This window comes from Spirosoma litoris (assembly GCF_054776755.1).
Map to the genome: position 1 here is coordinate 61,222 of NZ_BAAHBI010000008.1, position 13,498 is coordinate 74,719.

A 13,498-nucleotide genomic window follows, 5' to 3' on the forward strand; every position below is an offset into this window, starting at 1 on the left:
GTAACTAAGTTGTCCGTCTCAACGTTGGCATTGGCTCATTCGATGCGTATCCGGTACCAACGTTATTTGTTGGGTAAAGCCGTTTTCGGGCGGTGTTGTTGTCTAAAACGCAGGGGGGACACACCATTGGCTTCCTTGAAACTGACTGAGAAATAAGATAGACTCCCAAAGCCACATCGGTCGGCAATCTGCTGAAGACTACAGTCGGTTTCTAACAGAAACGCTGTCGCCTTACGAAGGCGGTGGTCTTTTAGCAGTTCACTAAAGTTCCGTCGGAGGTATTTCTTTAGATTCCGTTGCATCGCCGACAGACTCATATTCATTTCCAACGATAATTTATCGGCGGTCAAGGATGGATTACCAGCCTGCTGCTCGAGTAGCTCGCTAAAGCGCTTAACGAACTGAATTTCGGTTTCCTGGTGAGCGGTCGCCTGCGCTAATTGGTGCAATACGAACTCGGTTTGTCCACGGGTGATATTGTTAACTTTTAGGAGTAGTTCTTTATGCAGGAAGGGCTTGAACAAATAATCAACAGCGCCTTCTTCTAACCCCAGAAGTTTGTCCTGTTCGGTTACTCGGGCAGTTATAAAAATAACCGGAATTGACCGGTAAAGAGCATGTCGGTTTGTTGCCCGGATAAAGGCAAGGCCGTCCATGTTCGGCATCATGACATCGCACAAGATTAGATTGGGCAGAAAAGAGGGTAGTAATTCAAACGCCCTGATTCCATCCGGTGCAGTTTTAACTTCATGATTACTTAATTCGAGCTGCTCACTGATATTTTCCCTTAACTGCAAGTCATCCTCCACTACTAATATCTTTGCCATTATGGGTGGTCATATACATCATATCAAATATAAATAGTTTTTTTATAAATAAGTGTTAATTCATTAATAGAAAGAGTCAACTTTATATTACCGATTTAACAATCTCATAAATGAATAACTTACACTAATACTACCTTCAATTAAAATCGTCCGAATAATATCAGGACAAGAAAAAGTTCAGATAGCCCCTCTTAGCTTGACTTTAGCCTATCCCCAACGGCCTTTGCTTGCTTCTTTTAGTATTCGGCTAGTAACGATAACCACTTGCCGGCTGAAGTAACCCACACCTCTTTGTAGGTGGCATTATTAATGGCCGGCCACCAGGGAACATCGTCGTTATGCATGGATCGTATGCCGACCGGTATTTCCCCAGTTATTTCACCCGAAGAAAAACTATCCAGTTGCGGATACCTGTTTCCTTCCCCGTAAATGAGCGATTGACCAAATGGGTTTTTTCCGACCGTCCAGTACAATTGTTCACGCCCGATCTGAAGTAACTTCTCATCGTTTAAAAAATGCCCACACATTGCAGCCGCCTTGCCGGTAGATAGATGGACCGCCGTGTTGCCATTGAAAATGCTGAACCAAACGGGGAATCGCTTCAGGTAATGCTCGTCATCCAATTTTACCCCTTTTGTCAGTTGTTCCGTATATAACTCTTTGGCATTGGCTGGCGGAAATAAGTGCAGCGAATAGAAGGACGCTGAATCAGACGCTTCATCTTTATGGTACACACCACTCGGTATCATGCCGTAAGGAGCGGTATAAATCAGTATGTCTTTGAGATAATTACCATACAACTGCACCGCCTGGTACCACTTCGAATAATCGGGATGATTGCGCTGCGTTTGGCACAATAAGATAAGTGCCTGCATGTACACCTGATCTCGGGACTGATGCACGAAATGCACAATGGATTTTCGGGTCGTATCTCGGTAAAAAAAACCTTTAATTCCCTTCACATCACCCAGCGGAGTGGTCCGTTGACACTTGAGTGTGTACCGGATAAAATCGGCAGCCGTTTGTGCGTATTGCTTTTCGCCCGTCAGTTGATAAAGCATACTGGCTGCCCAGGAAATAGTGGCCATATACTGGCTCTGCGACGTATTATAGTTATGTTCATACATCTGGGTGAAGCCCCCATACCCCTTTTCCCGATACGTCTTCATCGCCAACGAAAAATCCTCTCGGGCTATTTTTCTCAGGTATTCGCTAAAGGCAGGGTCCCCATCCAGCGTCATAGCCGCATAAGCCTCGTAAGCGGCATAGAGAAACGTATCAAACGAGTTATTCTGTACCCGCACGGATTGAATATCATCCAGCGTGCCTATTACACCATCCTGCCAAATAAGCAATCCCATGCTGCTGGCCCGATAGCCGTCGTCGTACCGGTTTTTCAACACGAAATTAAGTCCCCATTCGGCCTCTTCCCGCAAGCGAGCTGCCAGTAACGGATCTTTTGTTCGCTGGTTTTTGAATGATTCCAACAAGGCAAACGTAACATCGGCCGTTTGCAAGGTTTGCTGAGAAAGGTCTCCCGCGTCATGCCATCCACCACTGTAGGAAATCTTTTTCCCCTTATGTTCAGAAAACAGGTCAAGATGACACTGTCCGTGTATTTGCGGTACCGCATACCCACACCGCTGACAGAAGATATAATTTAATACCCGCCACTGGGAAGCCGTCCAAATGCGGGGGCTAATCTCGAAAGAAGCGGTTTTTATTGGACCGAAAACGATATGGTAAGTACCGGCTTTTGTGAACGTACTAAAGTCAAGCACCTCGTAGTCACCCGTAGACGTATGTATTTGTTTTGCGTTCGCTTCATAAGCCACTCGGTGAGTCGCTTCATGGATCAGTTGAAAACGAGTATTGGGTTTACCGCTTGTCCGATTGGCAATAGCCGTTTTTTGGCCTTCGGTCATGTAACCCGATGTGGAATACACAATACTATTTGGGGCGGGCAGCCACCCGTGGCTAATTTCCTGGGTTTTTACTTGTTTTAAAACGGGCTGATCGATGTAATAGACAATAGAATCACCGCTGGTCAAGTTCTTACCTTTTAGTGAGACATAAAAGGCAATTTCATCTACCTCATCGCGCCGGAGGTCCGACAGATCCAGATAACAGCGGTTCCACTGGTGGTTGGTCAAATTGATAAGATGATCGGCGGAAGCCATCAGCGTCCCGTTTTTGGCGGATCGGTTCTTATTCCGAAAATCAATATTGATGTTTACGACCTGCGCTCCTTCGGCCTCGGGGTAAATAAAAAATTCAAGTCGGTTATAGGCTTCCCAATTCGCCCCATTCACGTCCAGCTGCATACGGCAGTTGCCATAGGTAGCATAGTCTGGGTCATTGACCGAACCCACTGCTCGTTTTCCAGTAGCTGTAGGCAAACTCAACCGCAACGTAGGCTGCCCCGATTTTGTGCGATCCTTACTCATCGCCAGCTTACCATAGCCGGTATGTTTCCAGTTGTTGAAAACAGCCGCTGCACTCAGAGGCTGCGCTTTTAGGACTGGATTTGCCAGAGAAATGGCTTCGTATGATCGGGAATGATCAAGTGGTAAGGGCCGATGAATGACACCACTTCGAATAATTTCGTTGAATAGTCTACGATCAATTCCACTTACTGGTGTCTGGGCGTGAAGGATCGAAGTTGTAAAGACCACTAGAAACGTAAAGAGTACTCGTAAAGTCATTCGTGCTCGTCAATAGAAGATGTCAATCAAAAGTAATTATTTAACCCATGCGAGCCCTCCGTCAATGCTCCCCTTGAGACGATAAAATCTTCGTACAGCTGCTTCAAAAAATGGGCATTTAAAGGAACAGTGAACTAGTGCTCGTCCAATTTAGATTCTAGAGATTCTCGCCCCCCCCGCGCGGTTGATTCTACTTGATGGTTTAGGTATTGATTATCAGTAGGAATATCGTCAATAGAATCCGATAGAATCAACAAAATCTACTTTGGTAAAGCACTAGCACACTGTCGTACAGACCAATAGGTTATTTATTGAACCGAACAGAGTGCCACATTGACAACCACCATAACCGTTACCTAACCCGCTTGACCACAGCGTGTTACATGGAGCTTATTTGTGCCATTATTACGATCTTTCTGACCTACCACGTATTCAACGAACTCGTTTTCTCGACGCCTGTCTAATATTGAGCACCAGTCTGGCTACTCCCTTCTGGTGGGTCGACCAGACCCTTTGACCCTACCGCGTTGAGGTCACTTAATGTAAGTTTAATACCGTTCCCTCAATTCATGATTTGTAGTCTATGGCCTATGATTGACATTTGAAAGCACCCATTAAATGGTCAAGAGTCACAATGGATAAGCTATTATCCTTACCGAACCCGCAATTAGATATACCCATGACGTTAGCTGAATAAGTTGCCAGATTAGCCGGATCAGCACCGCATTATTTGTCAAGAATCATGCGGTTTAAACAATCGCAGAGGCTATATCCCGCTGTTGCACACCTTATCCTTTAGTTACAAATCAATCTCAGCACCGATACACTGGACATCAAAAATCCGTCCATATCAATTTTACTTACTAATAGGATCTCGCTCCGTGCATACAATACATTGACCATGGCGATCTGATTATCAGCAACTTGATCAATAATAGTTCCTGCCTCGCTTATGAAATACTTTATCTGTTTCCTGTTACTCGTCCTCATTTCCTGTAAGCACAATCAAGATACCCCAGTAGCGACCAACACTAACGCGCCAACGGCATTTGACCAGATCAGACAGGTAGCCCTTCGCTCAGCCGACAGCCCGCTAGGACAGGTCTTCCATAGCCCCGATATTAACAAAGATGTACTGGTATTCGGCACCAAAAACAGTTACGGCTATCTCAAGCAGGTTCAGTTCGTGCTCGTTACGGATGCCAGTACAAAAGAGTGGATCTTATACGAATTTAATTCCAGCTACTTACCTATCTGGGCGCGACTGTCGAAGGGCTATACGATCGGCTTTACCAATTACAACATGACCAGCAGAACGGTGACCATAACGGGTTACCAGACCGACACTCGGACTAAGCTGGGGACTATGGATGGGGTCAAACTAGACCAGAACGTATTTGACTGGGCCAGTGGTGCCCAGACGATACTGGATCAGGACCTGCGAACGGCGCGGGTAGTCAGTCAGTGCAGCCAGAGCCAGTACAAGGCAGCAGCAGCCGGGTATTTTGCGGTCAATGCAGCTGGCTGCGCGTTGGGAATCACCGAATTCAGTACCGGCATTGGCATTCCCGCTGCCATTCTGAGTATTTACAATACCTATCAGAGTTGTAAAAGCGCACTGGGCGTATTGGGCAATATTGCCTCCGGCCAGCCAGCTGTCGGTTGCCCATCGGCTCAGGATATTGCCAATAATGGAGCGTCCTGCCTGGAAGGTGAGCTGAACGCATTTTCGGGCAACCCCTACAATTTTGTGCAAAGCTGCGCGTCGGGCATTCTGGCCAACGCAGCCGCAGCGGCAGCCTGTAATTGCGATCCGAACGACGATCCCCTACCCGCCCGCAGCACCGGAGACCCGCACCTGCGGACACTCGACGAACTCTATTATGATTTTCAGGCCTACGGCGAATTTACCGCCCTGAAAGCGACGGCGGGGGATCTGGAAATTCAGGTTCGGCAGGAAGATTACAACAATACAGGTGTGGCCACGGTCAACACAGGTGTGGCCGTTCGGATGGGCAGTGATGTGGTGTGCGTGCTGGTGAACCCCAACCGGCTGTACGTCAATAAAGTACTAAAAACGGACGCCTTCACTAGTTTACAGCTCAGCAATGGTACCACGCTCACTAAAGATGGCAACGACCTGACGCTGACCAACGCCCAGAACGAAAAGGTAGCGATTCAATGGCGGGGAGGTTTTTATTTGCTCGACTATCTGGTAGCTCTTAAAGCGAGCCGGGCCGGGCAGGTAAGCGGCCTACTGGGAAACTTCGATGGCACGCCGGGTAATGACCTTATGCTTAGTACTGGTGCGGCTGTCAACCGATTTACCGACAATATAACGGGTCCGTACGCCGATAGTTGGCGGATTCAGCAAGCCCAGTCACTGTTTGTCTACGAGTCCGGGAAAACGACGGATTCCTATACCAATCGTAACTTCCCGCGCACCAGCGTGACTCTGACGGATGAGCGCAAACAATGGGCCCAGGGTATTTGCCAGAATGCTGGCATCTCTGATCCCGATTATTTACAGGACTGCATTTATGACGTAGCCATAACGGGTGAACCAACAATTGCAGAATCGGCCGCCTGGGGCCAGAAAGCAGACGGTGTTCCAACCGCCCTGCCCCTGGCGGCCAACAGCGATTTTAACCAGTTCCTGAATGTACGACTGGAACTTTCGAGTACACAGACTGATCTGGATCAACTAAATCTGCTCGACTTCGATGCCGGTAAAGTGTATAAACTGCGTGATGGTGCCGCCCACGCAGCTACTATCGACGCCGTTGGAAGCCAGTACTGCGGTAGCAATCTAACCACTCCTGCCACGATCAGAACCTGCGATCAGTCGTGTGGCACGGCCCCGATCTGGAACGTGATCAGCAGTCAAAACTGGCCAACCCTTCAGCGGGGAACGTTACTTTATGTGGGCGCTAACAATAATCCGGGCCTTCTGTTAAGCCAATGGAACAGCATTCAGCAGTCCAGTGATATAAAAGCGCTGGTCCGCTCTAATTTCGACAAAGACAATACATTCTCGTCGGTGGTGCTGGAGAGTAGTGGTACTGACCAGAATACGTGTTTGCCGACCTATCTTCAGAATCGTTTTCTGTATACGTTCATAACGGGTCAGGGCAAGCTTGGCTTGTTTCGGATTACGGGCAATGGCACCACGGCCGAAGGACGCCGGTGGTATACGCTGGACATTAGAATTCAGAAATAGGGCATTCGCATCGTTGATAGGACCCCTACCGGGCTCTATGCCTGTGACTACGGATACCGAAAATTTTTAGTGGGTTGCCATAATCACTTAGACAGCAAACCTAAAATACACGTTTGCCTGGAAAATGGAGCATTTTCTGAGAATGTACCCTAAAAGATACATTCTGATTTTTTAATCTCTATCTAACTCAACCATAGATCATACAGAAAAGCTTGAACTGGATAGTCTTTTGGGAAAACCACAATACCGCCAGAAAAAGGAGAGCCTCAAAAAATTGCTGATCCAGTGCCAGGAGCAGACTGGCGATACTGTGGCTTATATTAGGAAAACCATTCTTCTCATGAAATACGAGCGGGTGATGGATAAAAACCGTCGGCGTATATCCAAGAGAAGTGATGGAAAATTAGCAGAATGTTGCTTTAAAGGCCTACACCACCAGTCACTTCTATGCGCTGACCGTTAACCCATTTCGCATCTTCACTACATAGAAAGGATACTACACCCCCAATATCATCAGGAAGCCCAACCCGTCCCAAAGCTGTAATGCCCGTTACAAAATTTCGTATTTCCGGTGAATCCGGCATGGTACTGCCACCAAAAATAGCACCAGGGGCCACTACATTGGCGCGGATGCCCCGTGGCCCCAACTCCAGGGCAAGGTATCGGGTATAGACATCAATTGCCCCTTTCATGATCGCATAGGCCGATACACCCGAAAAGGTCTGGCGAGAAACTGCGGATGAGATATTGACGATGCGGCCACCTTCCCGCAGATGCTCTAGTGCTTTCTGGGTAAAAAAGTAGACCCCTTTCAGATGGACGTTCATCATTTCGTCGAATTGTGCTTCGGTCGTTTCGGTGACTGGAGCACTCAAGCTGGTGCCAGCATTGTTGATGAGAAAATCGAAGCGGTTTGTTACCCATCGATCTTGCAATAGCACGTGTAGCTGCTCGAAAAAAGCAGGAAAGCCACTGGTTTGTGAGATGTCGAGCGGCAGTGCAACGGCTTTACGGCCAAACGATTGAATGGTAGCAACGGTAGATTCCGCTTCCGATTTGTTGCTGCGGTAGGTAAATACTATGTCGACGCCTTTTTGCGCCAGGCTCATTGCAATGTCCTTACCGATTCCACGGCTTCCGCCGGTGATGAGTGCTATTTTCTGAGTTGTCATTTGACTTTTGTATAAACTAAAACGAATACAAAAGTCCGGCAAAGGAACACATCCAGGTTTGTTGCCGCCAATCAATTTTATGTATAATTCAAACTTTGTGACTGACGGCGGAAGGCACCGGGCGACAAAGACGTTTCACTTTTGAAGAATTTGGCGAAATGCGCGAAATCAGAAAAACCCAGGCTGTCGGCGATCTCGGCGATGGTCCAGTCGGTATGGAGGAGCAATGCCCTGGCTTCCTGCACAAGGCGGCCCGAGATGAGTTCGGTGGTTGTCAGTCCCGTAGACTCCCGGAGTACTTTATTCAAATGATTCACGTGTACCGCAAGTTGGTCAGCGAACTGTTTTGCCGTGCGAAGTGCGATTTTCTGCTGCGGATTTTCAAGCGGAAATTGCCTTTCCAATAACTCGATAAACAAGGAGGTCGTCCGGGCAAATGCGCTGTGATTGGGATGCAACATCGTAGTTGATTGCAGCTTTTGCCCGATATGAACAAGCTCGATTGTATAAGCACGCAACAGGTCGTATTTATAGACATAATTAGACGTAATTTCGGCCTCCATATTGTCAAAAATGGCTTGCACACGTGCAGCCTGGGTTTCTGACAAGGCGTAAACCGGGTGTTCCGGGGATTTAAAAATGGGAAGCTCATCGAGCATCACCCCGCTTTTAGTCGGGTGGAGGAAGTCGGCGGTGAACACGCAAAACTGTCCGGTTTGCCGACCAATGGGCCACCAGGTAAATGGACTTTTGGGGGTCGTGAAGATCAGCGACGGCTGATTGATTTCTATGGTGCGGTCGGGATACTCGACCCGTGATTTTCCAGTCAGAAAATTAATTTTATAAAAGGCACGGCAGGCGTAGGGTATTGCCGGTTTTTCACGACTTGTCTGGGTAAGTTGGGTCAGGTTAAACACGTTAAAATGGCCTACTTCGTGCTGGATACCTTCTGGTAACAAGGCGCTCAGTTCTGTTGAGGTGCCGCTGGACAAGCTGTTACAAAGTTCTTCAAAGGAGGTTACGCTCATCTTGTTCGTTTGTGAAAATCAAATTTACAAACGAACAGCAAAAGGCAGTTATCAGTTTAGACTATGGACATATTAATGAGATTTCCTTCTGGAGACGCAGGAGCGTTTCGTAATAATTTAAATAATAGGGGTTGTAAATCAGAAACGATCATTCCTGATTTACAACCCCTGTCAACGAGGACTTCAAGTCAATAGATACCTAGCTGATTAGTATAGAATCCGTTGCTCTTTCGGTACAGTGGCAATATGGTTCAGCTTACCCTGTCTGAAATCTTGATAAAGCCGACGAATATCCTCCTGTGTATCGCCAATGAAGGGCCCATGAGATACAATTTCATCCCCCTGCCGTTCGCCGGCATAAAGAATGACCCGCCCGCCCGTTTCACCTGCCGTTAAGCTAAGTTCGCTCAGGTCCTTAACATCCGCGAATCGGTCAAGCCAGCCAACTTGACCCTGGATCAATCGTTTCTGTTGGTCGCCAACTTCCACACTCCCTTCAATCGAATACAAAAAGGCGGTGTAAGGAGCCGGAATATATTGTACAGTAGAGGCATGGGGCGCCAGCCGAATATCAGCCAGAATCAGGGGCGTATAATTCTGAACGGGCGAGGTTACACCCGCCAAAGAGCCACTATAAACCCTGATGTCTACCGACCCATCGGTGACATTGGGCACATGGTTTAAGGGAATATCCTGCACCCGTGGTGTAGCCCAGCGATCTTTCTTAGGCAAAGTCAACCATAGTTGCAAGAGTCGCATAGTCGCTTTACGCTCGATGGTTTCGGTATGAATCACACCACTCCCGGCCGTCATTAATTGTAAATCGCCCCCACGCATTCGATAAGCATCGTCGCCCATTTCTCCTTCCAGCAATAGAGAAACCGTTTCAAAACCGGCGTGGGGGTGTGGCCCACCAGCAGGGAGTTCGTCGCGCTTTTCAAGCCGATCATCCATCAAGACAATAAACGGATCGCTCTCTGAAAAGTCAACCTGAATGACAGGACTGGCAATATGGCCCGCTCCTAAAAATCCCCGCTGGCCCTGGGGTGTATATATGTTGGCAAGATTTCGTTGAATGCTCATACCACTATCTATTTTTTGAAAGGGTATTAATTGTGTTCCCTTTTCTTCTGCAAATTTACTACATTTGCTATACTTTAGTAAGTAGTATACTTGAGTATAGTACTATACTCAAGTATAGCGAAAATCCCAATAAGCAACCAGCTGCTTACAAACCGATAATCTATGGAGCCAACAAACTTATTACCTGAAGAATGTGGCCGTACTTTGCGTCCTATTCGGGATGCTCTAGATGTATTAAATGGGAAGTGGAAGTTGCCTATTATCGTGGCCCTTACCTTCGGAGAGAAGCGGTTTGGGGAAATCGCCAAAGAGGTTCATGGGATTACAGATCGAATGCTCTCCAAAGAATTACGGGATCTGGAGTTGAATGGATTGGTCAAGCGTCATCTATACGATACTTATCCCACTAAGGTGACTTATTCCTTAACAGCCCATAGCCAAACGCTTCATGAAGTGATTGAATCCTTACGCAGATGGGGGGAACTACACCGCAAAAAGATGATCTCGGGTGATAAATGACAGGAAATAGTTTACGCTTGATACCTTGAGAATACCAAACCCGGACTTACGCCAGGGGGCAACTCGACCCTTGACCCGAGGGGATAGGTAATCCGGATTTGATGGGATGGGCCAGGAGCGCCAAACTTGATGACATCGCTCAGTAGTACGCCGGCTAGAATGGAGGCCAGCGAAACGGGTTCGTAAGGCTAGTTCAGAATCTTATTCATGTTTTCATATAGCCTTTCAATAGATACTCTCCTTATATTATTGGTTTTGAAAGCCCCCTGGCAGGATTTTGGCGATGTTTGGCTAATCAGAAATATGCTGCCATGGGCTACTCTCATAACATATATTTACTGAAAGAATACATAAAGACGTTCATCGCAACAGATTTTGTCTTTCCCGGTATTTTGCCCCGACAATGGGGCCATGAGTTCACTAGTTCAGAATTGAAGGGTATCTACTTTGGGCTTAATTTTGTTCTTCTAAAGGCCCACCCGCTTCAGGATATCGATATGATTGATGCGTTTAATTATGTCGAAGAGTCAAATTTGGCGACCTTACACTGGTTTCTTTGTGATTATTGGGAAACGATTGTAGTACTACTCAAATTCTATCCAGACTTGGGAGAGGAGTATTTAACTAACCTGAATTAACCACGAAAAACGCTGAACGCTGATACGTACGTCAGCGGTCTGAGCCTGGGCGATAAATCCTGTTTTGCAGTAGTAGCCGACAAATTGGGGTAAATAGGTGCTTCATGCGTAAATATGGATTTAACTTAGTAGATAAAACTACTCGTTCAGGCAACACATTTTTCCATGCCTAGCGAAAAGTGTTTGAATGGCGCTTTTAGCGAGAAGGCGCCATAGTTATGTGTACCCTCATAAGCAATCATACATTTATCCGATTGATTCACAGGGATTATATAAATACTATTGCGTTGCCTATTCAGGCCAACTAGCGCCTAATCACATCTTGCTTTTAATTCATTTCCTATCAGATGCCTACTAGACTAAGATTAGTATCTATGAGCACACGATGCGCTACAGTACGGTCATCTCAACCAACGGGTTTGCTTTTCACAGTTTGGATTCTCGGGCAGGAATTAGTCTGGGCTATTCGCTTTGATCGTATGACTAACTATATAAAAGCTCTCTGTTCAGTCTTAGTGCCAATATGCCTGGGACTTTACTTTATTGATCCACGACAGTTGAAGGTCGATAAAGGCTGGTTATTTTTCCTTTATGCCTTGCCCGGTCTCGTTTATTTCTGGAAGAAACAGCTTTTTTATCCCTCCTTCAGCGCGGTACTTTTAGGGCTAATCCTCTATTATCTGCTTAGATGAGCCTACGAGTTCTTCCTTGCGTTTTCACCTCGTCAACCAATTTTTTCGTTTAACATTCCACTTGGTCATGCGGTTATTTTTTTTCCTGATTCTGTCCCTTTGTTTAGCTAACCGACTACCGGCTCAAACCCTGATAAAAGACATTCAACCGGGTGCGCCTAGCTCCAAACCAGATCAGCTTATTAATATCAATGGAACGCTTTTCTTTGTTGCCGACGACGGGGAACATGGTGCCGAACTATGGAAATCAAACGGTACGGCTGCTGGAACAACGCTAGTTAAAGACCTCATACCCGGCCCTGCCGGATCAGATATTAACGAGATGACAGCGGTTAATGGCAAGTTATTTTTTACCGCGCTTAGCCCCAGCTCGAAAACCCGGCAACTATGGGTATCGAGTGGATTTGCGGCCAACACCGTTATTCCCTATGATGGTCATAAAGAAGCCGAGGTACGAGATGCCAGTCAGTTAACTGGGTTTGCGGTTGAAGTATACTATGTTAAACGAGGCTCGTTAGGCGGAACAGATCAGTGGCTCCTACAACGGTCCGATGGCTCCCCAGCGGGCACAAAAGCATTTTTGCAATTTGGATTCGATCCCGTCAAGGAAGGGAAACAACCTCCAACCTATTTCACTTATCTAACGGGTGCTACCTATTTCGCTTATAAAGGAGACCTTTGGCGCACCAATGGGCAGAGTAACAAAACCAGTTCCCTGGTCGTAAAGGCGGGCATTTACCCCCAGTTTTTAGTCAATTACGGTACTTCCCTGTTATTTGTTGGTGGCCCTTCGCAGGCTGAGTTGTGGATTAGTCAGGGAACTGAGGCCAGCACCAAGAAGCTATTGACTCCGGCTGGAGGTACTAAATTGTACAGCTTAACCCGAGCAGGCAAATATGTCTTTTTTTCATCAGGTCCCTTGAGCAAAGAGGTATGGATAACGGATGGTACAAGTCAGGGGACGAAAAAACTAGCGACAATTTCGGGGCCAATTGGAAAGCTAGTCAATCTGTCTTCGCCCAATCCGTTCCAGATAGGAGATTATAAAACATATTTTACTACCGCCATTACCAAAGAACTTTATTTCACCGATGGCAAGAGCGTCACTAAAGTAACAGGCCCTTTCACTGGACCCGTTACTAGTCTGGTCAAATTTAAGGAGTCCCTCTACTTTACGACAGCTAGTGGCTTATTTCGGACCAGCAACACCCAAGCGGTACCCATATTTACCTCCAGCGGCTCGAGTAGCCATTTAACGGATGTCAATGGACGCTTATTTTTCAGCCATAATGAGCCCGCAAGTGGGATAGAGCTTTATGGACTAGGCCCGTTTCTAAAGCCGAATCCGTTTCTCAAAGGCATTGGTAAAGCTAGTCAGATACATAACTAGTGCTTTGGCAAACTAGATTCTAGGGGATTCTATAGATTCTCGGGGCCGCCCGCGCGGTTGGCCCTATTGTACTGATAATCAAAGACGATAGAATCCAAAGAATCTCTAGAATCTAAATTGAAAGAATACTAGTTCAGTCGCCCGTTTTGCGGAAATAACGAACAGGAGACAGAAGTATAGGTGGCTTCGCTCATGGCTTATGTTATTTTTTGCTACTCGCTTCG

The 13,498-nt window shown here is 46.8% G+C and carries 9 protein-coding genes; 4 read left to right on the forward strand and 5 right to left on the reverse strand.

Translation table 11 applies throughout. The annotated features are described in order from the left end of the window. Positions 1-62 precede the first annotated feature (62 nt). Positions 63-827: a response regulator transcription factor gene (locus tag ACYVGR_RS05325; protein ID WP_460954301.1), complete on the reverse strand. Its 765-nt coding sequence runs from the start codon at positions 825-827 to the stop codon at positions 63-65. A gap of 236 nt (positions 828-1,063) precedes the next feature. Then, on the reverse strand, positions 1,064-3,532 hold the full coding sequence (locus ACYVGR_RS05330; RefSeq protein WP_460954303.1) for a glycoside hydrolase family 9 protein: 2,469 nt from the start codon (positions 3,530-3,532) through the stop codon (positions 1,064-1,066). A 952-nt stretch (positions 3,533-4,484) separates the two neighbouring features. Between ACYVGR_RS05330 and ACYVGR_RS05335 the strand changes: the two genes are divergently transcribed. Further along, positions 4,485-6,752 (forward strand): VWD domain-containing protein, encoded by a 2,268-nt coding sequence (locus ACYVGR_RS05335; RefSeq protein WP_460954305.1) that lies wholly within the window; start codon positions 4,485-4,487, stop codon positions 6,750-6,752. A gap of 419 nt (positions 6,753-7,171) precedes the next feature. Here ACYVGR_RS05335 and ACYVGR_RS05340 read toward each other — a convergent pair whose 3' ends face one another. From ACYVGR_RS05340 to ACYVGR_RS05350, 3 genes are all read right to left on the reverse strand, one after another. Then, positions 7,172-7,924: an SDR family NAD(P)-dependent oxidoreductase gene (locus ACYVGR_RS05340; protein ID WP_460954307.1), complete on the reverse strand. Its 753-nt coding sequence runs from the start codon at positions 7,922-7,924 to the stop codon at positions 7,172-7,174. A 77-nt stretch (positions 7,925-8,001) separates the two neighbouring features. Next, positions 8,002-8,952 carry a helix-turn-helix domain-containing protein gene (locus tag ACYVGR_RS05345; RefSeq protein WP_460954309.1) on the reverse strand — a complete coding sequence of 317 codons (951 nt, stop codon included), beginning with the start codon at positions 8,950-8,952 and terminating at the stop codon, positions 8,002-8,004. 207 nt (positions 8,953-9,159) lie between these two features. Continuing rightward, positions 9,160-10,035, reverse strand: coding sequence for a pirin family protein (locus ACYVGR_RS05350; protein WP_460954311.1), 876 nt, complete (start codon positions 10,033-10,035; stop codon positions 9,160-9,162). Between the two features lie 162 nt (positions 10,036-10,197). Between ACYVGR_RS05350 and ACYVGR_RS05355 the strand changes: the two genes are divergently transcribed. The 3 genes from ACYVGR_RS05355 (at position 10,198) to ACYVGR_RS05365 (ending at position 13,274) form a co-directional block, all read left to right on the forward strand. Beyond that, the gene (locus tag ACYVGR_RS05355) at positions 10,198-10,554 is read left to right on the forward strand and encodes a winged helix-turn-helix transcriptional regulator (protein ID WP_460954313.1); all 357 of its coding nucleotides are present in this window, start codon (positions 10,198-10,200) and stop codon (positions 10,552-10,554) included. A 311-nt stretch (positions 10,555-10,865) separates the two neighbouring features. Further along, complete coding sequence (locus ACYVGR_RS05360; protein WP_460954315.1) at positions 10,866-11,192, forward strand: hypothetical protein; 327 nt, start codon at positions 10,866-10,868, stop codon at positions 11,190-11,192. A 759-nt stretch (positions 11,193-11,951) separates the two neighbouring features. After that, complete coding sequence (locus tag ACYVGR_RS05365) at positions 11,952-13,274, forward strand: ELWxxDGT repeat protein (RefSeq protein WP_460954317.1); 1,323 nt, start codon at positions 11,952-11,954, stop codon at positions 13,272-13,274. Positions 13,275-13,498: the final 224 nt, after the last annotated feature.

Bases quoted from the DNA above. Each gene is read 5' to 3' on its own strand.
- ACYVGR_RS05325 (WP_460954301.1), bottom strand. From the start codon at position 827: ATGGCAAAGATATTAGTAGTGGAGGATGACTTGCAGTTAAGGGAAAAT.
- ACYVGR_RS05330 (WP_460954303.1), bottom strand. From the start codon at position 3,532: ATGACTTTACGAGTACTCTTTACGTTTCTAGTGGTCTTTACAACTTCG.
- ACYVGR_RS05335 (WP_460954305.1), top strand. From the start codon at position 4,485: ATGAAATACTTTATCTGTTTCCTGTTACTCGTCCTCATTTCCTGTAAG.
- ACYVGR_RS05340 (WP_460954307.1), bottom strand. From the start codon at position 7,924: ATGACAACTCAGAAAATAGCACTCATCACCGGCGGAAGCCGTGGAATC.
- ACYVGR_RS05345 (WP_460954309.1), bottom strand. From the start codon at position 8,952: ATGAGCGTAACCTCCTTTGAAGAACTTTGTAACAGCTTGTCCAGCGGC.
- ACYVGR_RS05350 (WP_460954311.1), bottom strand. From the start codon at position 10,035: ATGAGCATTCAACGAAATCTTGCCAACATATATACACCCCAGGGCCAG.
- ACYVGR_RS05355 (WP_460954313.1), top strand. From the start codon at position 10,198: ATGGAGCCAACAAACTTATTACCTGAAGAATGTGGCCGTACTTTGCGT.
- ACYVGR_RS05360 (WP_460954315.1), top strand. From the start codon at position 10,866: ATGGGCTACTCTCATAACATATATTTACTGAAAGAATACATAAAGACG.
- ACYVGR_RS05365 (WP_460954317.1), top strand. From the start codon at position 11,952: ATGCGGTTATTTTTTTTCCTGATTCTGTCCCTTTGTTTAGCTAACCGA.